Raw genomic sequence first — 22579 nt, forward strand, 5'->3', positions numbered from 1 at the left:
CAGACCCTGGTTCATCTCACCGAGACGACAGGCGTAACGGCGCCGTGACTAGTGGAGTGCATTCGTGGCCTCAATCCTTGAAAAGGTTCTTCGTGTTGGTGAAGGACGCGTCCTGCGTCGTCTTGAGCAGTATGCGAAAGCCATCAATGCGCTGGAAGAAGACTTCAGCCAGCTCACCGACGAGGAGCCTGAAGAACGAAACCGTCGTGCTGCGGGAACGCTACTCGAACGGCGAGTCGCTCGACGACCTGCTGCCCGAGGCGTTCGCCGCCGTGCGCGAGGCCTCGACCCGAACCCTGGGCCTGCGTCACTTCGACGTGCAGGCTCATGGGTGGGGCGGCCCTGCATCTCGGCAACATCGCCGAGATGAAGACCGGTGAGGGCAAGACGCTCGTCGCGACGACTGCGGCTTACCTGAACGCCATCACGAGCCGCGGTGTGCACATCATCACCGTGAACGACTACCTCGCGAGCTACCAGAGCGAGCTGATGGGCCGCGTGTTCCGCGCCCTCGGTATGACCACCGGGTGCATCCTCTCCGGCCAGACCCCCGCGCAGCGCCACGAACAGTACCTCGCGGACATCACGTACGGCACGAACAACGAGTTCGGCTTCGACTACCTGCGCGACAACATGGCGTGGCAGGCCGCCGACATGGTCCAGCGCGGCCACTACTACGCGATCGTCGACGAGGTCGACTCGATCCTGATCGACGAGGCACGCACCCCGCTCATCATCTCCGGACCGGCATCCGGCGAGGCGAACCGCTGGTTCACCGAGTTCGCGAGCCTGACCAAGCGGCTCGTTCCCGAGGTCGACTTCGAGGTCGACGAGAAGAAGCGCACCGTCGGCGTGCTCGAACCCGGCATCGAAAAGGTCGAGGACTACCTCGGCATCGACAACCTCTACGAATCGGCGAACACCCCGCTGATCTCGTTCCTGAACAACGCGATCAAGGCGAACGCGCTGTTCAAGAAGGACAAGGACTACGTCGTGATGAACGGCGAGGTTCTCATCGTCGATGAGCACACCGGTCGCATCCTGATGGGCCGACGCTACAACGAGGGCATCCACCAGGCCATCGAGGCGAAGGAGGGCGTCGCGGTCAAGGCCGAGAACCAGACCCTCGCGACCGTGACCCTGCAGAACTACTTCCGGCTCTACTCGAAGCTGTCCGGCATGACCGGAACCGCCGAGACCGAAGCCGCCGAGTTCATGAGCACCTACAAGCTCGGCGTGGTCTCGATCCCCACCAACAAGCCGATGAAGCGCATCGACCAGTCCGACCTCGTCTACAAGAACGAGGAGGCCAAGTTCGGCCAGGTCGTCGAGGACATCGTCGGCAGGCACGAAAAGGGCCAGCCGGTCCTCGTCGGAACGACGAGCGTCGAGAAGAGCGAGTACCTCTCCCGGCTGCTCGCCAAGCGCGGCGTCCGCCACGAGGTGCTCAACGCGAAGAACCACGCGCGGGAAGCCGCGATCGTCGCCCAGGCCGGTCGCCTCGGCTCCGTCACGGTCGCCACCAACATGGCCGGCCGTGGCACAGACGTCATGCTCGGTGGCAACGCCGAATTCCTCGCCGTCGCCGAGATGAACGCGAAGGGCCTTAGCCCGATCGAGACGCCCGACGAATACGAGACCGAATGGGACGACGTCTTCGCCGGAGTCAAGGCGAAGGTCTCCGAAGAGGCCGAGAAGGTCGTCGAGGCCGGTGGCCTCTACGTGCTCGGCACCGAGCGTCACGAGTCGCGCCGCATCGACAACCAGGCTCCGCGGGCGCAGCGGACGCCAGGGCGACCCGGGCGAGAGCCGCTTCTACCTGTCCCTGACCGACGACCTGATGCGCCTCTTCAACGCGGGAGCCGCCGAGAGCCTGATGAGTCGCCAGGGCGTGCCCGACGACATGGCGATCGAATCCAAGGTCGTGAGCCGCGCCATCCGCTCCGCCCAGTCGCAGGTCGAGGGCCGCAACGCCGAGATCCGCAAGAACGTGCTCAAGTACGACGACGTGCTCAACCGTCAGCGCGAAGCGATCTACGGCGACCGCCGCCACATCCTCGAGGGTGACGACCTCCACGAGCGCACCCAGCGCTTCCTGGAAGACGTGATCGACGAGGTCCTCAGCGTGCACACCGGCGAGGGCAACGGCGACGACTGGGACTTCGACGCACTCTGGACCGAGCTCAAGACCCTCTACCCCGTCGGCATCACCATCGACGAGGTCATCTCCGAAGCCGGCAACCGCGGCAGGATCAACCGTGACTTCATGCGCAGGGAGATCCTCTCCGACGCCAAGGTCGCATACCAGAAGCGCGAGGGCAGCCTCGGCTCCCCGGCCATGCGCGAACTCGAACGCCGGGTCGTGCTCTCGGTGATCGACCGCCGCTGGCGCGAGCACCTCTACGAGATGGACTACCTCAAGGACGGCATCGGCCTCCGAGCGATGGCCCAGCGCGACCCGCTCGTCGAGTACCAGCGTGAAGGTTTCGCCATGTTCCAGCAGATGATGGGGCAGATCCGCGAGGAGACCGTCGGCTTCCTCTTCAACCTCGAGGTCGAGGTCAACCAGGCGCCCGATCCCGTCGCCGCGCCGGTCGTCGTCGCGAAGGGCCTCACGCCCGGCGACGATTCCGGTGCCGACAAGCTCAGCTACACCGCACCGAGCGATTCCGGCGGAGTCGAGGTGCGCAACCAGCGCGGGCAGATCCAGCAGGCCGCGACCGACCGTGCCCGCAGGGCCGAGACGGACGCGAACGCAGGCGACACCCCGGCGGCAGAGACCGCGGCTCCCGCCGGGCCTCCGCGTCGCGGCGCCTTCGGCCAGCGCGACTCCGGGACGCCGGCCGTTCCGGTCAACCGTGCCGAACGTCGGGCCCAGGGCAAGAAGTAACACCACTCGCCGCACACACGACGGAAGGCCGGGTCCCACGGGACCCGGCCTTCCGTCGTGTGTGTGCGGCGTGGGTGGCTAGTGCACCGGGACCGAGGCCTCGGCGGGCGCGGCCGCGGGGGTGCCGTGCGGGTTCGACAGCGACACGCCATGGCCCATCCGCCGGAAGAGCAGCGCAGCGAGGACGGCGCCGACGGCGAAGAAGCCGGCGCCCCACCAATATGCGACCGCGTAGCTGTGGATCGCGGCATCCGCGGCCACCGCAGCGGTGAGCGGGGTGTTCGCGGCCAGGAAGTTGGTCGCTGCCGTCGCGGCGAGCGTGTTGAGCAGCGCCGTCCCGATCGACCCGCCGACCTGCTGGCTCGTGTTCACCATCGCGGAGGCGACGCCGGCGAACTGGCGGTCGACGCCGAGCGTCGCCGTCTGCATCGAGGCGGGCATGATCGAGCCCATCGCGAAACCGAGGATCATCAGCGGCGGCAGCACGTCGGCAGCATAGGTGCTGTTCAGGTCGAGATGAGTCAGATAGATCATCCCGAGCGCGCCGAGCGTCATGCCGAACGGCACCATGATCTTCGGCCCGAACCGGGGCACGAAGATATTCGTCGACAGCTGGGCCGCGACGACGAGCATCCCGATCATCGGCAGGAACGACAGGCCGGTCTGGACCGGGGTGTAGTGCAGCGAGACCTGCAGGTAGTAGGTGACGAACAGGAAGATGCCGAACATGCCGGCACCCGCGATCAGTACCGAGAGGTAGGCGGCGCCGCGGTTGCGGTCGAGCACGATCGCGAGCGGTAGCAACGGATGTGCGGCTCGGCGCTGCCAGAGCACGAAGGCGACGAGGAGCACGACGGCTCCCGCGAGCATGCCCCAGGTGAGGGGCGAGTCCCAGCCGTCGGTCTCGGCATTGGAGAACCCGTAGACGAGTCCGAAGAGTGCGCCGGAGACCAGGATGGTGCCTGGGATGTCGAGCTTCGGACGCGGGCCGGTGCGCTCGAGGTGGTCGACGAAGATGACCGCGCCGATCACCCCGATCACGGCGATGGGGATGTTGATGTAGAGGTTCCAGCGCCAGTCGAGGTTCTGGGTGAGGAAGCCGCCGAGCAGCAGGCCGACGGCGCCGCCGGCACCGGCGATCGCGCCGAAGATGCCGAAAGCGCGGGCGCGCTCCTTCGGGATGGTGAAGGTCGTGGTGAGCACGGCGAGGGCGGTCGGGGCCAGGAGAGCGCCGAACGCACCCTGCAGGGCGCGGGCGCCGACGAGCAGCCCGAAGGTGCCTGCCGCGCCGCCGAGAGCCGAGGCGGCGGCGAAGCCGATCAGGCCGATGATGAAGGTGCGCTTCCTGCCGATGAGGTCGGACAGGCGTCCACCGAGCAGCAGGAGGCTCGCGAAGGCGAGCGAATACGCGGTGATGATCCACTGCCGGTCTCCGTTGGAGAAGCCGAGGTCCGCCTGCGCGGAGGGCAGGGCGATGTTGACCACGGTCGAGTCGAGCACGACCATGAGCTGGGCGAGGGCGACGGTGCTGAGGGTCCACCAGCGCCGGGAATGCGGCACAGGTGCGCTCGTGAGAGTGGAAGAAGTGGCGGAAGTCTTTGGCATGAAGGAGACTATATACGATACTGTGGAGTTCCGGATCTTAACAGTTCCTGAATTTACCTCCGGGTAACATTCGATCAGAAGAGTTCGATCAGAAGAGTTCGATCAGAGAGCGGTGAGTGTGGCGATGACGCAACTCGGCCCGGCCGAGGATGACCCCGCCGAGGAGGCGGAGCCCGTCAAGCTCGGTCGCAGGCGGGACCATACCCGTGACCCTGACATCCTCGCTGCTGCCGTCGACGTGCTTGCCGAATGCGGCTATGACGGCATGACCATCGACATGGTCGCTTCCCGGGCGAAAGCGGGCAAGGCCACCCTCTACCGGAGGTGGCCGTCGAAGGGCGAACTCGTCATCGACGCGGTCGCGTGCATGAAGAACGGTGACCTGAACCTGTCCCAGCTGCCGGACACCGGAACACTGCGCGGGGATCTGATCGCCATGATCAAGCCGCACTCGATCGAGGACGGCGAGAAGAAGCTTCGGGTCATAGCCGGACTGATGTCCCTGCTCGCCCACTCGCCCGAGCTCGCCGAGACCGCCCGTCTCTCCGTGGTCGAACCCCGGGTGACCGCCCATCGGTTCCTGCTGCGCCGTGCCATCGAGCGCGGCGAGATCTCGCCGACAAGCGACGTGGACAACCTGGCGACCGTGACCACCGCCATGGCCTCGATGCGGGTCCTGTTCGAGCGCAAGCCCGTCAACCGGGACTTCCTGATCTCCCTGATCGACGGGGTGATCCTGCCCGCGGTCGGCCTGGGTGCCGGCTCGGGAGCCGACCCCGGGTCCGGCTCGGCCCCTGAGGCGCCTCCTGCAGCGGATCCGGCCGTCACAGCACATTGATCGCGCTGGCCCGCCACCGGTTGTCGAGCCCCTCGAGGCGCAGGGCGACCGCGCGCACCCGTACTTTGCTGTGCACGATGACGACCGCTTCGACCACGCCGTCCCTCGGTTCCGTGATGGTGACCCTGCCGATGGAGATCGTGGGCCGCTGCGCCGGGAGGCCCTTGATCGCCCGTGCCCTGTTGGAGAGGACGACCCGCTTGAGCAGGTGGCGGTAGACATCGTCGCTCACCCAGCGGGCGAGCTGGTCGAGTTCGCGGGCCCCGGAGAGCACCTCGATCACGCACCGGGTGAGGTTGATGAGCAGCGGCTCCGGGTCCGGCAGTTGCCGGCGGGAACTCGGCTGCAGCCCGAAGTAGTCCTCGTCGGCGAACCGTTCCACTCGGGCGCTCGCCTGCTCACTCTTACCGACTGGATCGCTCATGGCTCCTCCGGGGGTTCCGGGTGCTGAGGTACAGGTTCGCTACTCAATCAGCAGAGGCCGGCGGTGTCGAGCGCTTATATGTCCTGTGGATAACACGGCGCCCCGGTTTGCGGCGAGTTAGCGTCGACGTGTGCGCTGGGACAATCTGTTCGACGACCTCGAGGGACAGCTCGAACACGAGCTGAATGCCGAGGACCTCGAGCCTGCGCGCGGAAGAGGAACGTCTCCGGCTCGGCCGGTTGTCGCTGCGGCACCGGCTGATGAGCCTGAGCGGCGCGGGCAGCGGCGTCCTGCGGCTGGTGCTCGCCTCCGGTGCGACTCTCTTCGTTCGTCCGACGACGTTCGGGCGGGACTGGCTCGCCGCCGAGATCCTCGACCCGGCTTCGGCGTCGGCCGGGACGACCCCGCCCGGTGTCCCCGCGTTGAGCGCTCCGCAGTGCGTCGTTCCGATCGCTGCGATCGCGGGGGTGATCCTGCAATCTGCGGAGGTGCGCGCCTCCCTCGCCGCGCCGGCGGAACCAGAGTCGGGGGTCGTCGACCGGATCGGGTTCGCCTTCGTGCTCCGCGACCTGGCCAGGCGGCGCAAATTCGTCGAGGTGCACACCCCGGGAGGTCTCCTCAGCGGAACGATCGACCGGATCGGCCGCGACCACCTCGACCTCGCGATGCACGACCGCGGGGTGCCGCGCCGTACCTCCGAGGTCCGGCAGTACCGGATCGTCCCCCTCGCCGAGATCCAGCTGCTGTGCCTGCCCTGACTGTCCCGGTACTGAGCCTGCCGGCTCTGATCCTGACGGTACTGATCCTGACCGTGCCGGCCGAGGTTCAGGCAGGCGGCCGGATGATCGTGCCGCCGGAGAGCTCGGGGATGTTCGCGTAGTCGGATTGTTCCCACAACGACAGCCGCCTGGCCTCCTCGTACTTGGCCTCGATGTACGACTCGAGCACGACCCGCTCCACCCGCCAGTGCTGCATCCGCTCGGGAGCGGACGGACCGATCCTGATGGCCGGCAGCTCACCCGTGTGCACGAGCTCGCTGACCTCGGCCAGAGTGAGGGCGAGGATGTCGGCGGTGTCCGCGAGGGTCAGGAAGCGGCCCAGCCCACGATAGTCGTCTGGAGCATTCATGGTTCGATTATCGGCGGTTCCGGCGGCGTTCCGCCGGGAGAGCGGCAGCCTGTGGATAACTTTCCCGCCGCGGCGCGGGAACGGCGACGATAGACACCAATGATCCGGCGGGCGGCGGCAGGCGCCCGCGCCGGGGAGAGGGGCAGCCATGGTCTCGAGGCCGAAACGGGCACCACGCCCGGGAGTCTGGTTCGATCCGCGCCTGCTCATCGGGCTCGTCCTCGTGCTCGGTGCGGTCGGCGGCGTGGCTTTGGTCGTCGCAGGCAGCGATCGCACGACAGCCGTCTACGCGGCCCGCGACGCCCTCATGGTCGGCGACCGGGTCACGGCCGCCGACCTCGAGCTCAGCCAGGTCCGCCTCGACGGCGCGCTCCCGCTCTACGTGACGCCCGAGCGGATGCCCGCTGACGGCCTGGTCCTGGCCCGGACCGTCGCAGCGGGCGAGCTGATCCCGGTGTCCGCGGTCGGCGCATCCGCTGACGCCGGCGTCACGACGGTCGTCGTCGAGCTGACCGACGCCCTCGCGGAAGCCGTCGTGCCGGGCGCCGTCGTCGACGTCTGGTCCTCGCCCCAGACCGCGCGTGGGGAGTTCGGACCGCCGACGGTGCTCGTCGGTCGAGCCGGAGTGGTGCGCGTGCTCGAGCCGAGTGGACTCTCGGTGGGGACCAGCCGCCGTTCGGTCGAGCTCCGGGTGCCGAGTGAAGTCGTCGCCGCTGTGCTTACCGCGATCGCCAACCGCGCGGCGATCGCGGTCGTTCCGGCCAACCAGCCACTCGGCGGTTGATCATGGCCCGGCTGCTGCTCGCGCTCGACCGCTCGACGGAGGACCGCCTCCTGGCGGACATCGTGCAGTACGGGCACGCCGTACTCGCCCGGCTGTCGGGGGCGGGGGAACTGCTCGCGGTCCTCGACCGCACCGAGGCGGATGTCGCGCTCGTCAGCGCTGCACGGGCGACGCTGAGTGTCGCCGTGATCCGGGCGTGTGACGAGCACGGAGTGCGCGTGATCGCGCTCGCCGGGACCGACCAGGACCGCAGGCATGCAGCGGGGCTCGGCCTCCTCGAGGTGATCGACGCAACGGCGCCCTGGGCCGGAATCGAAGCGATGATCGAGGCAGGCGTGGTGATCCCGTTGCGGGTCACCGAACGCGAGGCCTCCCGCCCGGTGCCCGCCCGTGGCACCGTGATCGCGGTCTGGGGGCCCTCCGGAGCGCCGGGTCGCACGACGCTCGCGATCAACGTCGCCGCCGAGATCGCGGCGGAGGGGCACACCGTTGCGCTCGTCGACGTCGACAGCTATGGAGGCGGGATCGCGCCGGCCCTCGGGATGCTCGACGAATCGCCCGGTTTCGCCGCGGCCTGCCGTCTCGCCGGGACCGACAGCCTCACCCGGCCGGAACTCGAACGGATCGCGCAGCGCTACACCTCGCCGCGCGGCGCGTTCTGGGTGCTCACGGGCATCGGGAGGCCTTCGCGCTGGCCGGAGTTGACCGGCGAGCGCGTCTCGAAGACCATCGAGGTGCTCCGGAACTGGGTGGACTACGTCGTGCTCGACACCGGGTCCAGTCTGGAGAGCGACGAGGAGATCTCGAGCGACCTGTTCGCGCCGCGGCGCAACGCAGCGACACTCACGGCGCTCCGGGCGGCGGACCACGTCGTGGCGTGCGGGCTCGCTGACCCGGTCGGGCTCGCTCGGTTCCTGCGGTCCTGGGCCGAGCTCGCCGAGGCGGTCTCGACCGACAGGGTCAGCGTCGTGATGAACCGGGTTCGACCGAGCGCCGTCGGCATCGACGCCAACCGGCAGGTCGTCGCCGCGCTCCGCCGGTTCGGCGGAATCCAGGCCCCGTTCCTGATCCCGCACGACCAGGCGGGCGCCGATGCCGCCGTGCTGACCGGACGCACGCTGCGCGATACCGCGCCGAAGTCGCCCGCCCGCGCCGGCATCCTGCGGCTGGTGCACCGGGAGCTTCTGCCCGTTCCTGTTCCGGAGCGAAGCCGGGGCCTGGGGCGGATGCCGTGGCGTCGCCGGGCTCCCGCGGTCTGAAGTGGGCGCTCAGTCGCCGAGCGGGATCACCTCGATGCGTGAGCCTGGTCCGGTCACGACGAGCACGCGCTTGCCGGTGACCCCGGCCAGGGCCTCGGCGACGGCGGTCGCCTGCCCGGCTTCCGTCCCGGCTGCTTGCCCGGCTTCCGTCCCGGCGTCGGTCCCGGCTCCGGTTCCGGCGCGCGACCAGACGGTGACGGCTGCGCCGGTGCTTTCGGTGATGGCCCGTCGGAGCGGTTCCGGATCGGTGCCTGCGGTCGTGATCAGGATCACCCTGCCGATGCCTGGCTGCCGTTCCTCTGGTGCGGCGAGCAGAGACCGGTCGCGTCGCCAGACGGCGAAGTGATACCCGGCGACGAGGCCCGTCGCGACCAGGAGTCCGAGCGGCGCCCGCACGTCCTCGAGGACGCTGCGGTCCGCCGTGCCGCCGAGGCCGAACTCGAACAGACGGAAGCCGACCACGAGCAGCGTGATGAGTGCGACGACGGCGCTCAGGCCGAAGACGAGCACGAGATAGACGCGCCGGCCGTTATCGGCGTTGCCCTGGTTCGTGCGGTCAAGGACGCGCGGCGTGAGCGGTCGCCAGGCCGCCCACCACAGCGGCCCGCCGACGATGAGGGCACTGAGCCCGCCGAGCAGGAGCGCGCGGGTGTCCGACCCGACGAGAGGGTCCGTGAGCACGGAGAGCAGGGAATTGACCACCACACCGACCCCGGTTGCCGCGGACGCCAGCGCGAGCCCGGAGGTGACCAGGGTGGCCGCGCCACGGGTCGCCGCCGAACGGCGCGTGGCGAGTCGGCCGTGATACCGCCAGACGAGCGCGCCGACGAGAGCGGCTGCGAGGGAGGGGCCGAGGGGATCGAGAATGCCGCCGAGAGGTTCCGAGCTGTCGAAGCAGAGCCTGAGCAGGACGTACAGCGTCACCCCCGCCCCGACGAGCGTCGTGACGAGGGCCGCGCCGATGCCGACGCAGACGAGAGCGACGTCCGCGAAGCCGCCGCGCATGGTCGACACCCGTTCCCGGCTGAGGTGCCACCACCACACGGATGCCCCGCCGGCGCACCAGACGAGTCCGATCGCCGGCTGGCGCCACCAGAACGCGCCCCCGTCGAGCAGGGGGAGCAGGGACGTGACGGCCAGGCCGAACACCGAGCCGATGGCCGTGATCGCCCCGCCGGCGCCGATCAGGAGGCCGAATACGCTGCCGAGAACGGGCGCGACCGACCTGAGGCGCAGCGGACCCTTGTCCCGGTGTCCGGACATCCATCGGTGCCAGACCCAGACCGCCGCCCAGACGAGGCCGGTGGCCACGCCGTGCGGCTGCCGGTCGTCGGCGACGAGTGCGGCTGCCGCGCCGAGCAGGGCCGTTGTGGACGTGATGCACGCGACGGTCGACATGGCGGCGATGTAGAGGCCCCAGGCCGGCGCCGAGCGTTCGTCGCCCGCCATCCGCCGCCACAGCGACCACCAGAGCACCGCGGCGAACGGGCCGGCGATCAGCGTGAAGGCGAGGGATTGGGCGAGCCCGGAGACGTCGTTTCCCGCGAGCCGGCCCGTGCCGCCCGGCAGGATCTCGAGCAGGCCATCGAACAGCCGGCCGAGCAGCCCCGAGAGCCCGGCGGCTGCGAGCGTGACGAAGGCGAAGAGCAGGACGAAGACGATGACGCGCCGCACCGTGGACAGCCCGGTCGTCGCGCTCATGAGGTGGCCTTCGTGCCGGGGCAGACCGCGAATCGCCAGGGCGCGGAGTCGATCTTCCAGCCGTCGGGCACGCGGACGAGCTCGAAGACCTCCTCGGTCTCGTACCCGGATGCCCCGAACGGCCCCGTGTCCGTCGAGGTCGCGACGGAGACCGTCACGTCGGCAGAGTCGCCGCGCTCGACGGACCGCACGAGGGTGATCCTGAGGTCGTCGGCCGCGGCGTCGCGTCCGTACGACTCGCAGCCGGCGACGGCGTTCTCGGTGAGGTAGCCGGCGGCCGTCGACTCGTCCCCGTCGAGGACCGCTGACGCATACGCCTGGACGACGCCGGCAGGGGTTCCGCGGTCGAGCCGTTCTGGCGCCCCGCGGGAGAGGACGACGACCAGGGCGACGATCACGAGAGAGCTGCGATGACGCACAGTATGGCGATCAGGGTGTGATCCGGTCGTGCCGACGTGGAGGTCATGGGCCCAGCATGGCAGCCCGGTCGTGATCCGGGGGAGGTTCGAGTCGCCGGACGCGTTCGGGGGGGACCTAGGCTGGCAGGGTGTCGACGCTCAGTGATCTCGTACTTGCCCAGGGCCGCAGCAGTGCCGAGGATGTGGACTGGCTCCACATGCTCGTCGCCGACGGCCAGGCTCCTCGCCGACCTCGCTTTCGCCGACATCGTCGTCTGGGTGCCCGGCACCACCGGGAGCTTCGTGGCGGTCGCGCACGCGCGCCCCTCGAGCGCGGCGACCCTGTTCTACCGCGACTTCGTCGGCCAGGGAATCAAGGGGGAGTGGCGCCAGCAGGTGACCGAGGCCTTCGAATCGGCCCGGATCGTGGATACGACGGCCCCCGACTGGTACGAGGAGACGCCGACCCGGGTCCGGGCGATCCCGGTGATGCGCCGGCTCAGCACGACCGGCTCCCAGATCGCGCCCGTGCCCGTCGCCGTCCTCACCCGGCACACGAACCTGAGCGAGGCGCGCACCCCGAGCCGCCAGGAGCTCACCTTCAACGACTGCGCCAACGACCTGTTCGCGATGATCGCCTCCGGCGACTTTCCGGACCTCGGTGCCCCGACCGGCCCGCGCCGCGGCGCCCCGCGCGCCTCCGACGGCCTGATCCGGCTCGACCTCGACGGTGTCACGACCTTCGCGAGCCCGAACGCGCTCTCCGCCTTCAACCGGATGGGCTTCGCCGACGAGCTCGAGGGCGAGTCCCTCGCCGAGGTCACGACGGGCCTGCTCACCGGAACGGTCGTCGTCGACGAATCGTTGCCGCTCGTCGTCACCGGCCGGGCGCCCTGGCGAACGGACGTCGAGGCGCGCGGCGTGACCGTGTCGCTCCGGGCGATCCCGATCCGCAACCGCGGCCAGCGGATCGGCGCGATCGTGCTCTGCCGCGACGTGACCGAACTGCGCCACCAGGAGCGCGAACTCATCACGAAGGACGCGACCATCCGGGAGATCCACCACCGGGTGAAGAACAACCTCCAGACCGTGGCGTCGCTGCTGCGGATCCAGGCCAGGCGCACCCACTCCGACACCGCGCGCGAGGCGCTCAACCAGGCGATGCGCCGGGTCGCGGCGATCGCCGTCGTCCACGACACCCTCTCGACGGGGCTGAACCAGCAGGTCGACTTCGACGTCGTCTTCGACCGGGTTCTGCTCCTGATCGCCGAGGTCGCATCCGCCCACAACACGACGGCGCACCCGAAGCTGTCCGGCAGCTTCGGCGTGCTGCCGAGCGCCTTCGCGACCCCGCTCGCGCTCGCGCTCACGGAGCTCGTCACGAACGCGGTCGAGCACGGTCTCGCCGGGCGCGAAGGCGAAGTCGTGATCGAGGCCGAGCGCAACGAAGAGACCCTCACCGTGCGCGTGCGCGACAACGGTTCGGGTCTTCCGGAGGGCAAGGTCGGATCGGGACTGGGCACTCAGATCGTGCGCACCCTGATCCAGGGCGAGCTCAGCGGAAGTATCGACTGGCACACGATGATGGGCAGCGGCACCGAGGTGACGATCGAGATTCCGCTGCGCTACATGCGTGAAGCCTGACGGGCCGCGGGGGCGGCGCGCCAGGCTTCAGGACAGGTGCGGTGGGCTAGGACGCGCGGCGCGCCCGTGCGGCGCGGCGCTTGAGGGCGCGGCGTTCGTCTTCGCTCAGGCCGCCCCAGACGCCGGAGTCCTGTCCGGTCTCCAGTGCGTACTGGAGGCACACCTCGGTGACATTGCAACGGGCACATACAGACTTGGCCTTTTCGATCTGGTCCACAGCGGGTCCAGTGTTACCGACGGGGAAGAACAATTCCGGGTCGGCGGTGAGGCAGGCCGCTTTGTCGCGCCAGTCCATAGAGATGCTCCTTTATTGCAGGGTGCCTGGCCGATTGGCCGAAGATGAGAGGCTGCCGATTGCAGGAAGGTAAGCGATTTACGCATTCATAGGGCTCACGTCCCTGTGAGCGTCAACCGGGCCTCAATTATGGTCGCATAATGGTGGGGTCAAATCAATAGTTTGGTATGGGATATCTCTGTGAATCAACAGTTCGACCAGCGTCCGGACGGTGACGCCGGTGCGTTCCGCCCGCGTCGTGCGCCCGCACTCCTCCTGCTCGCCGGCCTGCTCTGGGCCGAGGCCGCACTGCTCTGGGCCGCCGTGGTCTGGCTCGTGCTCGAGCTCCTCACCGCGACGCCGACCTCGCTCGCGAGCGGGGTCGCGATCCTGATCATCGTGCTGATCGCCGCCGTCTGGGTGACCGCGATCGCGGTCAATTCCCTGAGGCACCGGGGCTGGATCCGCGGCGCCGCCGTGACCTGGCAGGTCGTGCAGATCGCCGTCGCCGTCGGCTGCTTCCAGGGCCTGTACGCGCGTCCCGACCTCGGCTGGGCGCTCCTGGTTCCCTCGATCGTGGTGCTCGGGCTCCTGTTCACCCCCGCGGTGCTCGCGGCCACGCAGACCCCGCGGGATGAGGGCGACACGGCCGGGTAGACATCCGTCGCCGAGTGTTCACCCAGTATTCGGTCCAGGCAGCATGTCGGTGCCCCCGCCGACGGCAACGGATGCCGTCAGCGGCCACCAGCAGCCACTGACGGCCCCTGGGACGTGGGACCGGGTGTCAGTCGCCGAGGCCGAGCTTCTTGCGCAGGCTCGCGACGTGGCCCGTCGCACGCACGTTGTAGAGCGCGAGAGTGACCAGTCCGGCCTCGTCGATCACGAAGGTGGACCGCAGCACGCCCGTGACGGTCTTGCCGTAGAGGTTCTTCTCGCCCCAGGCCGCGTACGCCCGGTGCACGGTGAGGTCGGCATCGCTCAGCAGCGGGAAGGTGAGGCCCTCGGCGTCCCGGAACGCCCGGAGCTTCTCCGGGGTGTCCCGCGAGATGCCGAGCACCCGGTAGCCGGCCGTTTCGAGCGGGCCGAGGCTGTCGCGGAAATCGCAGGCCTGCTTGGTGCAGGCCGGAGTGAGGGCTGCGGGGTAGAAGTACACGACGACCCCCTCGCCCGCGAACCCGGCGAGCGAGACGGATGCCCCGTCCTGGTCGGTGAGCGTGAACTGCGGTGCAGGGTCGCCGGCTTCGAGGCGCGTGGAATCCGTCATGCCCGCCACTTTAGTGGTGCGGGGCGACCGCGAAGGTCGCGAGCAGTCGCTGCAGGGAATCGAGGCGCGCCTTGCCGGTGTCGCCGAGTTCGCCGGCGGCGACGGCCTCGTTGATGGCGCAGTCCGGCGAGTCAGGCAGGTGAGTGCAGCCGCGCGGGCACTTCTCCGCGATCGTGGCGAGGTCGGTGAACGCCTTGAGGATGTTGTCGGTGTTGATATGCCCGAGGCCGAAGGAGCGCACTCCGGGAGTGTCGATGACCCAGCCGCGGCCGGCATCCGTCTCGAGGCGCAGCGACACGGTCGAGGACGAGGTGTGCCTGCCGCGGCCGGTCACGGTGTTCACGACGCCGACGGCGCGGTGCGCGTCGGGCACGAGGGCATTGACGAGGGTGGACTTGCCGACGCCCGAGTGCCCCACGAAGACGGTGTCGTGGCCGACGAGCGCTGTGGAGATGCTCTCGAGCGGCATGGCGTCGTCGCGGCTCGTGAAGACGATCAGGTCGAGGCCGGCGAAGTTGTTCAGGAACTCGGCGGGATCGGCGAGGTCGGTCTTGGTGATGCAGAGGATCGGCGTGACGCCCGCGTCGTACGCCGCGACGAGGTACCGGTCGACCAGGCGGATGCGCGGCTCCGGGTTCGCGGCGGCGACGACGATGAGCATCTGGTCGGCATTGGCGACGATGACCCGTTCGACGGCGTCGGTGTCGTCGGCGCTGCGCCGCAGCAGGGTGACCCGCGGCACGATGCGCACGATCCGGGCGAGGCTGCCCTCCGCCCCGGTGGTGTCTCCGACGATGTCGACACGGTCGCCGGTCACGACGGCGTGCTTGCGCAGGCTCGCTCGCCCGGGCCGCGGTGACGCGGCGCTCGGTGCGCTTGTTCTCGTCGAGCATGACGGTGTACCGGCCGCGGTCGACCGAGAGGATGCGCCCGGTAAGTGCGTCCTCGTGGTCCGGGCGGGTCTTGGTGCGCGGTTTGCTGCCCTTGCGGTTGGGGCGCACACGCACGCTCGACTCGTCGAACTCGGGTTCGTCGTCGTCCGCGCCGGCCCACCAGCTCATGAGAGCACGGTCGACGAAGCGAGGAGCGCGTGCCACAGCTCGGGGAACTGGGGGAGTGTCTTCGCGGTCGTGCCGATGTCCTCGACCAGGACGCCGGGAACAGCGAGGCCGATCAGGGCGCCGGCCGTCGCCATCCGGTGGTCGTCGTAGCTGTGCCACTGGCCGCCGTGCAGGGGACGAGGGTCGATCTGCAGGCCGTCCGGCAGGCTCCGTGACGGAACCGCCGAGGCCGTTGATCTCCGCCGCGAGGGCGGCGAGGCGGTCGGTCTCGTGGTTCCGGATGTGGCCGATGCCGGTGATGGTGCTCGGGGAGTCCGCGAGGGCGGCGAGAGCCACGAGGGCAGGCGCGAGTTCGCCCCCGGTGGACAGGTCGATGGTCACGCCGGTGAGACGCTCGCCCGCCGTGACGGTGAGGCGGTCTCCCGAGCGGGTGACGACCGCGCCGAAGAGCGGCAGGAGGTGCTCGAGGTCTGCGCCGACCTGGGTCGTCTCTGCGGGCCAGCCGGTGATCGTGACGCTACCGCCGGCGACGAGCGCTGCGGCGAGGAACGGGGCGGCGTTCGACAGGTCGGGTTCGATGTCGACGTCGATGCCGCGGATCGGGCCGGGCCGGACGATCCATTCGCCGACGGCGAGGCTCGTCACGGTGACGCCGCGGCGGGCGAGGGTCGCGATCGTCATCTCGATGTGCGGCAGGCTCGGCAGGCGTTCGCCGTCGTGCCGGAGGTGCAGGCCGTGCTCGAAGCGCGGGGCGGCGAGGAGGAGGCCGGAGACGAACTGGCTCGAGGTGGACGCGTCGATCGTGACCTCGCCACCGGTGAGGCTGCCGGTGCCGTGCACGGTGAACGGAAGCGCATGGCGGCCGTCGTCGTTGATGTCTGCACCGAGGGCGCGGAGGGAGGAGACCGTGGTCGCCATCGGGCGGCGGCGGGCTCCGGCATCGCCGTCGAATGTCGTCGGGCCGAGTGCGAGGGCGGCGACGGGCGGGAGGAAGCGCATCACGGTGCCGGCGAGGCCGCAGTCGATCGTCGTCGAGCCGAAGAGCTCGCCGGGAGTGATCCTGAGGTCTCCGCCGAACTCTCCGTCGCCGGGGACGGAGTCGATCGTTGTGCCCAGCTGCCGGAGCGCGGCGACCATCAGGTCGCTGTCGCGGGAGTGCAGCGGTGAGCGGAGGAGGGAGGGGCCTTCGGCCAGCGCGGCGAGCACGAGCTCGCGGTTGGTGAGCGACTTCGAGCCCGGAAGGGAGACGACGGCGGCGAGCGGCCGGGCGGCGACGGGGGCGGGCCACCAGGCATCCGTCTCTTCGGGCGCGTTGTCGCCGTAGGGATCGAAATCGGGCTTGGAATATCTCGAGATCAACATCGGTTATCAGGATAGTCGGTGATGAACAGATGAGGGAGGTTCCGATGGTGCTGTCAACGGTGCTTGAACGACCCGAAACGTCCGTGATCGACGCATTAGAATTGTCCGTGATGACAACTGACGCGATCGACCTGCGAGACCTGTTCGAGGAACAGGCCATGCCTTACATCGACCAGCTCTACGCCGCAGCAATGCGGATGACGCGCAATCCCTCGGATGCGCAGGATCTGGTCCAGGAGACGTTCGTCAAGTCGTTCGCCGCTTTCAAGCAGTTCGAGCAGGGCACGAATCTCAAGGCCTGGCTTTACCGCATCCTCACGAACACGTTCATCAACACCTATCGCAAGAAGCAGCGCGAGCCCTACCAGGGCACCATCGACGACCTCGAAGACTGGCAGCTCGGCGGCGCCGAATCGACGACCGCCATGGCGAGCCGTTCGGCAGAGGCCGAAGCGATCGATCACCTGCCGGACAGCGCCGTCAAGGACGCCCTGCAGTCCATCCCGGAAGACTTCCGGCTGGCGGTCTACTTCGCCGACGTCGAGGGCTTCTCCTATCAGGAGATCGCCGAAATCATGAAGACACCGATCGGCACCGTGATGAGCCGCCTGCACCGTGGCCGGCGACTCCTGCGTGACCTGTTGGCCGGCTACGCGCTCGAACGCGGCCTGGGTTCAGCCCAGCCCGCATCCGGGGCCAAGGCTGCAACGGGCCGGACCGGTCGCACCACCTCTGGGAGCACGAAATGACCGATTGCGGCTGCGAGAAGGCCAAGGCCGAACTCGAGGAATACCTCCACAACGAACTCTGCGGTGAGGACGCCGCCGACATTCAGGAGCACCTCGCCCACTGCACAGACTGCAGCAGCGAACATCTCGTCGGGCGCACCCTGACCGAGGCCGTGCAGCGCGCCTGCCGGGAGATCGCTCCGGAAGACCTCCGCGACCAGGTGCTGCTCAAGCTGCGCACCATCCAGTCCGCTCACTAGGCTGCCGCTGACCAGCTCGGCCGGCGCCCTCATCTGCCGGATGCCCGTGACGGGTCACCCGGCGGACTGGCTCGTTTCAACGTCGCTCTCGTCGACATCGATGAAGGCGGCGTCAACGGAGGCAGCGTCCACGAAGGCGGCGTTGTCGCCGACGCCGGTCGCGACCGTTCCCGCGCTGGCCGATGCCGTCGTGAGGGTGCCGTCCGGGGTTGCGCCTGTCGGCGTCGCAGGCTCGACGGAACCGATGTAGAACACCGCGCCCGTTGCGTCGGACACCTGGGCGAAGGTCCCGAATTCCGAATCCCACGCTTCGCGTACGACGGCGCCGCCGAGCTCGACGACGCGCGCCGCTGCCTCGGCCGCGTCGGGGACGCCGAAGTACACCGCCCAGTGCGAGGGCACTCCGTCGGGCAGGAAGGCGCTCGAGTCGAGGACCCCGGCGACGGGCATCCCTTCCGGCCCGACCGTGCTGTACCGGAACTCCGGCGTGTCGCTCAACACCTGCGGTTCCCAGCCGAAGACGGCCGTGTAGAAGGCCAGGGCCGCGTCGTAGTCGCGCGTGCTGAGCTCGTGCCAGATCGGCGTGCCGGCCTCGGCGACGACGCGGAAGCCGTCGAACTCGATCGGCTGCCAGACACCGACGGCCGCGCCAGAGGGATCCGCGAGCACCGCCATGCGGCCCATCGCGCCGACGGTGAACGGCTCCTGGAGAATCTGCCCTCCGGCGGCGACCGCGGCCGTCACCGTGTCATCGACGTCGTCGACGGAGAGGTAGACGAGCCAGGCGTTCCCCGCCGTCGATCCTTCCGGGGAAGGCGCCATCCCTGCCACGTCGGAGGTGCGGCGCCGGAACGTCACGTAGTCGCCGTATTCGGGTTCGGACGCACCCGCGTGCCAGCCGAAGAGCCCGCTGTAGAAGTCGCGGTTCCTCGTAGGGTCCGAGGTCATCAGGTCGTTCCAGCACGGCTCGCCGAGCCGGGTGAGGTCGCGGGCAGGCACGGGAATGCTCCTTCGTCGCAGGTCGATGGTCGCGTTCGGTCGCGTTCGCGGCCAGCCTACGACCGGGCCCGGCTCCCGGCAATGCCTGTACTTTTCCGGTCGAGAGTGCCCGTTGGAACGGGAACTCTCGACCGGAACGGTGCGACTAGAGCGTGAGCGCGTTCGAGAGCAGCTCGGCCTGCTCGGCGGCGTGCCGCTTCGCAGAACCGGCGGCCGGGGACGCGGAGGCGGACCGGGAGAACACCCGCACCTGCCGCTCGACGAGCTTGCTCGTGCTGAAGTAGAAGAACGGCCAGGCGCCCTGATTCTCGGGCTCATCCTGCACCCAGGCGAGTTCGGCGTCCGGGTACTGGTCGACGACCTGCTGCAGCTCGGCAGCGGGCAGCGGGTAGAACTGCTCGAGCCGCACGAGCGCGATCTCGGGGTTCGGCTTCTTCTCGAGTTCGCTGAGCAGGTCGTAGTAGAGCTTGCCCGCCATGAACAGCACCCGCTTGACGGCCGCCTTGTCGGTGATGCGCGCGTCGTCGATCACGGGTTCGAAGCGCCCCTGGGTGAAGTCGGCGACGGCGCTTGTCGCGCCGCGCAGGCGGAGCATCGACTTGGGCGTGAAGACCACGAGCGGGCGTCGCGGTCGCATGTAGGCCTGGCGACGCAGCAGGTGGAAGTACGACGCCGGCGTCGACGGGCGGGCGACGGTCATGTTGTTCTCGGCGCAGAGCCTGCAGGTAGCGTTCGATCCGCGCCGAGGAGTGGTCGGGGCCCTGGCCCTCGTACCCGTGCGGCAGCAGGAGCACGACGGAGGACCGCTGGCCCCACTTCTGCTCGGCGGAGGAGACGAACTCGTCGATCACGGTCTGCGCGCCGTTGGCGAAGTCGCCGAACTGCGCCTCCCAGAGCACGAGGGCGTCGGCGCGTTCGACGGAATAGCCGTACTCGAAGCCCATCGCCGCGTATTCGCTCAGGAGTGAGTCGTAGATCCAGAACCGGGCCTGGTCTTCACTGAGGTTCGCGAGTGGCAGCCATTCCTGGCCGTTGATGCGGTCGTGGAGAACGGCGTGACGCTGCACGAAGGTGCCGCGGCGGGCATCCTGCCCGGCGAAACGCACCGGGGTGCGCTCGAGCAGGAGGGAGCCGAGGGCGAGGAGTTCTCCGAACGCCCAGTCGATGCTGCCGTTCCGGCTCATGTCCGCGCGCTTCTGCATGAGCCTGCTGGAGCTTGTTGTGCACGGTGAATCCGGCGGGCTTATTGAGGAAGGCATCTCCGATGAGGTGCACGACCGCCTCGGGGACGCCCGTTGTCGCGGGCTCGCCGACGGCTTCCTCCTGCAGGCTGTTGCCCGAGGACAGGCCCTGGCTGCCGATGATCGGGATCGAGGAGGACTGAGCGGCATGCGTTTCCATGAACGCCCGTTCGAGGCGGTCCTGGAAGTCCGCGTGCGCGGCCTCGTACTCGGCCTCCGTGATGTCGCCACGTCCGACGAGGGCTTCGGTGTAGAGCTTCCGCACCGAGCGCTTGGCCTCGATCAGGTTGTACATCAGGGGCTGGGTCATCGAGGGGTCGTCGCCTTCGTTGTGACCGCGCCTGCGGTAGCAGATCAGGTCGATGACGACGTCGCGCTTGAACTCCTGGCGGTAGGCGAATGCGAGCTCAGCGACCCGCACGACGGCCTCCGGGTCGTCGCCGTTCACGTGGAAGATCGGGGCCTGGATGGTCTTCGCGACGTCTGTCGAATACACCGAAGTGCGCGCGTCGAGGGGCAGCGTCGTGAACCCGACCTGATTGTTGACGACCAGGTGGATGGTGCCGCCGGTGCGGAAACCGCGCAGCTGGGACATCTGCAGCGTTTCGAGCACGATGCCCTGCCCGGCCATGGCGGCGTCGCCGTGCACGAGGACGGGGAGGGTCGAGAAGGTGCCGATCGGCTTGCGGTCCTGCTTGGCGCGGACGATACCTTCGAGCACGCCGTCGACGGCCTCGAGGTGCGAGGGGTTCGCCGCGAGGTAGACCGGGATCTCCACCCCGTTGTTTCCGCGGAAGCTGCCCTCTGTGCCGAGGTGGTACTTGACGTCCCCGGAGCCCTGCACGCTTCGCGGGTCCTGGGTGCCCTCGAATTCGCGGAAGATCTGGCCGTAGGTCTTCCCTGCGATGTTGGTGAGCACGTTCAGCCGGCCACGGTGGGCCATGCCGATCGCGACACCGTCGAGGCCGGCATTCGCCGCCCCCTCGAGGATCGCATCGAGCAGCGGGATGGTGGACTCGCCGCCCTCGAGGCTGAACCGCTTCTGGCCGACGTACTTGGTCTGCAGGAACGTCTCGAAGGCCTCGGCCTCGTTGAGCTTTCCGAGGATGCGCATCTGCTCGTCATGCGTGGGCTTGACGTACGTCTTCTCCATTTTTTCCTGCATCCACTTGCGCTGGGCAGGGTCCTGGATGTGCATGTACTCGATGCCGGTCGTGCGGCAGTAGGAGTCGCGGAGCACACCGAGGATGTCGCGGAGCAGCATCAGGCGCTGGCTGCCGAAGCCGCCCGTGACGAACTGGCGGTCGAGGTCCCAGAAGGTCAGGCCGTGGTTCGCGATGTCGAGGTCCGGGTGGGTGCGCTGGGTGTATTCGAGCGGGTCGACGTCGGCCATCAGGTGGCCGCGCACCCGGTACGCGTTGATCAGTTCCTGCACGCGGGCCGTCTTGTCGACGGCGCTCGCGAGGTCGACGCTGATGTCGGGCGCCCAGTGGATCGGGTCGTACGGGATGCGCAGCGCCGCGAAGATGTCCTCGTAGAAGTGGTGCCCGCCGATGAGGAGCTCGTGCACGATCTTGAGGAACTCGCCAGAACCCGCGCCCTGGATGACGCGGTGGTCGTAGGTGCTCGTGAGGGTGATGGTCTTGGAGATGGCCAGGCCGGTGAGCGTCTTCACGCTCGCACCCTGGAATTCGGCCGGGTAGTCGAGGGCGCCGGCGCCGATGATGCAGCCCTGCCCCTTCATCAGCCGCGGGACGGAGTGGACGGTGCCGATGCCGCCCGGGTTGGTGAGCGACACCGTCGCGCCGGAGAAGTCGTCGGCGGTCAGCTTGTTCTTGCGCGCGCGGGTGACGAGGTCCTCGTAGGACGAGAGGTACTCGCCGAAGGTCATGGTGTCCGCGCGCTTGATCGCGGGGACCATCAGGGCGCGGGTGCCGTCTGGCTTGGGCAGGTCGATCGCGATGCCGAGGCCGACGTGGGCGGGCGCGACGACGGAGGGCTTTCCGTCAATCTCGTCGTACCAGACGTTCTGGCTCGGGAACATCTTCAGGGCCTTGATCAGCGCCCAGCCGATCAGGTGCGTGAAGGAGACCTTGCCGCCGCGGGACCGGCGCATGTGGTTGTTCATCACGATGCGGTTGTCGATCAGGAGCTTGGCCGGGATGGTGCGCACGCTCGTCGCCGTTGGCACGGTGAGGCTCGTGGCCATGTTGGCGGCGAGGCTCTTCTGCATGCCACGGAGCGGGGTCACGAGGTCCTGCGACGCGACGGCGCCTGCCGGCGCCTGTGGACCCTTGACGGGTGCGTCGGCGGGGACGGGGAGCGAACGCGGCGCGGTCGAGGTGGTGCGGGCGGTGCGCTGGCCGCCGATGATCGCGATCGGGGCCGTGATCGGGGCGGGTTCGACAGGGGCCGATGCAGCCGGGGCCGATGCAGCGGGGGCCGTAGCGACCGGGGCTGCTGCTGCGGGGGTGGATGCCCCGGGCCGGGCCGCCGGTGCGGCATCGGCGGCGGGCTCTTCCGCGGCCTGTCCTGCTCCGTTCGCGGTCTGGTGATAGCTCTCCAGCACGGGCCACCACGACTCATCCACGGAGTTCTTGTCCACGAGGTACCGTTCGTACAGCTCGTCCACGAGCCACTCGTTCGCTCCGAATTCACCCGACGTTGCTTCGTCGGATCCACTACCGGTCAACTGGCTCGACACAGCCGGTTCCCACTC

General features: G+C 68.9%; 15 protein-coding genes and 5 pseudogenes. 9 read left to right on the forward strand and 11 right to left on the reverse strand.

The window, feature by feature from the left end; all coding sequences use genetic code 11:
* The first annotated feature begins 64 nt into the window (after nucleotides 1–64).
* Nucleotides 65–2890, forward strand: a pseudogene (gene secA / locus KIV56_RS15270) (preprotein translocase subunit SecA).
* 78 nt (nucleotides 2891–2968) lie between these two features.
* On the opposite strand, the gene KIV56_RS15275 reads toward secA, so the two are convergent.
* The gene (locus tag KIV56_RS15275; RefSeq protein ID WP_281534113.1) at nucleotides 2969–4495 is read right to left on the reverse strand and encodes an MFS transporter; all 1527 of its coding nucleotides are present in this window, start codon (nucleotides 4493–4495) and stop codon (nucleotides 2969–2971) included.
* 112 nt (nucleotides 4496–4607) lie between these two features.
* Between KIV56_RS15275 and KIV56_RS15280 the strand changes: the two genes are divergently transcribed.
* Complete coding sequence (locus KIV56_RS15280) at nucleotides 4608–5333, forward strand: TetR/AcrR family transcriptional regulator (protein ID WP_281534114.1); 726 nt, start codon at nucleotides 4608–4610, stop codon at nucleotides 5331–5333.
* On the opposite strand, the gene KIV56_RS15285 is transcribed toward KIV56_RS15280, so the two are convergent.
* The gene (locus tag KIV56_RS15285) at nucleotides 5320–5757 is read right to left on the reverse strand and encodes an Rv3235 family protein (protein WP_281534115.1); all 438 of its coding nucleotides are present in this window, start codon (nucleotides 5755–5757) and stop codon (nucleotides 5320–5322) included. The genes KIV56_RS15280 and KIV56_RS15285 overlap by 14 nt on opposite strands.
* 185 nt (nucleotides 5758–5942) lie before the next feature.
* On the opposite strand from KIV56_RS15285, the gene KIV56_RS15290 reads away from it, so the two are divergent.
* Nucleotides 5943–6515, forward strand: a complete 573-nt coding sequence (locus KIV56_RS15290; protein ID WP_281534116.1) for a hypothetical protein — start codon at nucleotides 5943–5945, stop codon at nucleotides 6513–6515.
* 67 nt (nucleotides 6516–6582) lie between these two features.
* On the opposite strand, the gene KIV56_RS15295 is transcribed toward KIV56_RS15290, so the two are convergent.
* A complete protein-coding gene (locus KIV56_RS15295) occupies nucleotides 6583–6885 on the reverse strand; it encodes a helix-turn-helix domain-containing protein (protein WP_281534117.1) in 303 nt (100 codons plus the stop codon).
* A gap of 148 nt (nucleotides 6886–7033) precedes the next feature.
* Here KIV56_RS15295 and KIV56_RS15300 point away from each other — a divergent pair, with 148 nt between their 5' ends.
* Together KIV56_RS15300 and KIV56_RS15305 are read left to right on the forward strand one after the other, a co-directional pair.
* Nucleotides 7034–7669 carry a hypothetical protein gene (locus tag KIV56_RS15300; RefSeq protein ID WP_281534118.1) on the forward strand — a complete coding sequence of 212 codons (636 nt, stop codon included), beginning with the start codon at nucleotides 7034–7036 and terminating at the stop codon, nucleotides 7667–7669.
* A gap of 2 nt (nucleotides 7670–7671) precedes the next feature.
* Nucleotides 7672–8928: an AAA family ATPase gene (locus tag KIV56_RS15305; RefSeq protein WP_281534119.1), complete on the forward strand. Its 1257-nt coding sequence runs from the start codon at nucleotides 7672–7674 to the stop codon at nucleotides 8926–8928.
* 9 nt (nucleotides 8929–8937) lie between these two features.
* Here KIV56_RS15305 and KIV56_RS15310 read toward each other — a convergent pair whose 3' ends face one another.
* Together KIV56_RS15310 and KIV56_RS15315 are read right to left on the reverse strand one after the other, a co-directional pair.
* On the reverse strand, nucleotides 8938–10629 hold the full coding sequence (locus tag KIV56_RS15310; RefSeq protein WP_281534120.1) for a DUF5671 domain-containing protein: 1692 nt from the start codon (nucleotides 10627–10629) through the stop codon (nucleotides 8938–8940).
* Nucleotides 10626–11027, reverse strand: coding sequence for a hypothetical protein (locus KIV56_RS15315; protein WP_281534121.1), 402 nt, complete (start codon nucleotides 11025–11027; stop codon nucleotides 10626–10628). The genes KIV56_RS15310 and KIV56_RS15315 overlap by 4 nt, the downstream gene beginning before the upstream one ends.
* Before the next feature lie 149 nt (nucleotides 11028–11176).
* Between KIV56_RS15315 and KIV56_RS15320 the strand changes: the two are divergent.
* Nucleotides 11177–12671 (forward strand): annotated as a pseudogene (locus KIV56_RS15320) (sensor histidine kinase).
* A 46-nt stretch (nucleotides 12672–12717) separates the two neighbouring features.
* On the opposite strand, the gene KIV56_RS15325 reads toward KIV56_RS15320, so the two are convergent.
* A complete protein-coding gene (locus tag KIV56_RS15325) occupies nucleotides 12718–12966 on the reverse strand; it encodes a WhiB family transcriptional regulator (protein WP_035837005.1) in 249 nt (82 codons plus the stop codon).
* Nucleotides 12967–13146: 180 nt separating this feature from the next.
* Between KIV56_RS15325 and KIV56_RS15330 the strand changes: the two genes are divergently transcribed.
* Nucleotides 13147–13602: a hypothetical protein gene (locus tag KIV56_RS15330; protein ID WP_281534122.1), complete on the forward strand. Its 456-nt coding sequence runs from the start codon at nucleotides 13147–13149 to the stop codon at nucleotides 13600–13602.
* A gap of 127 nt (nucleotides 13603–13729) precedes the next feature.
* Here KIV56_RS15330 and bcp read toward each other — a convergent pair whose 3' ends face one another.
* From bcp to aroA, 3 genes and pseudogenes are all read right to left on the reverse strand, one after another.
* Nucleotides 13730–14209, reverse strand: coding sequence for a thioredoxin-dependent thiol peroxidase (gene bcp / locus KIV56_RS15335; RefSeq protein ID WP_281534123.1), 480 nt, complete (start codon nucleotides 14207–14209; stop codon nucleotides 13730–13732).
* A gap of 10 nt (nucleotides 14210–14219) precedes the next feature.
* Nucleotides 14220–15270: pseudogene (rsgA, locus tag KIV56_RS15340) on the reverse strand (ribosome small subunit-dependent GTPase A).
* A pseudogene (gene aroA / locus KIV56_RS15345) lies at nucleotides 15267–16632 on the reverse strand (3-phosphoshikimate 1-carboxyvinyltransferase). Before aroA ends, rsgA begins: the two co-directional pseudogenes overlap by 4 nt.
* Nucleotides 16633–16742: 110 nt before the next feature.
* Between aroA and KIV56_RS15350 the strand changes: the two are divergent.
* The gene (locus tag KIV56_RS15350; protein WP_281536179.1) at nucleotides 16743–17381 is read left to right on the forward strand and encodes a sigma-70 family RNA polymerase sigma factor; all 639 of its coding nucleotides are present in this window, start codon (nucleotides 16743–16745) and stop codon (nucleotides 17379–17381) included.
* Nucleotides 17378–17620 carry a zf-HC2 domain-containing protein gene (locus KIV56_RS15355; RefSeq protein ID WP_281534124.1) on the forward strand — a complete coding sequence of 81 codons (243 nt, stop codon included), beginning with the start codon at nucleotides 17378–17380 and terminating at the stop codon, nucleotides 17618–17620. Before KIV56_RS15350 ends, KIV56_RS15355 begins: the two co-directional genes overlap by 4 nt.
* 54 nt (nucleotides 17621–17674) lie before the next feature.
* Here KIV56_RS15355 and KIV56_RS15360 read toward each other — a convergent pair whose 3' ends face one another.
* Both KIV56_RS15360 and KIV56_RS15365 read right to left on the reverse strand, forming a co-directional pair.
* Complete coding sequence (locus KIV56_RS15360) at nucleotides 17675–18619, reverse strand: VOC family protein (RefSeq protein ID WP_281534125.1); 945 nt, start codon at nucleotides 18617–18619, stop codon at nucleotides 17675–17677.
* Nucleotides 18620–18764: 145 nt separating this feature from the next.
* Nucleotides 18765–22564, reverse strand: a pseudogene (locus tag KIV56_RS15365) (multifunctional oxoglutarate decarboxylase/oxoglutarate dehydrogenase thiamine pyrophosphate-binding subunit/dihydrolipoyllysine-residue succinyltransferase subunit).
* Nucleotides 22565–22579: the final 15 nt, after the last annotated feature.

The organism is Cryobacterium breve (assembly GCF_027594785.1).
Taxonomy (GTDB): Bacteria; Actinomycetota; Actinomycetes; order Actinomycetales; family Microbacteriaceae; genus Cryobacterium; species Cryobacterium breve_A.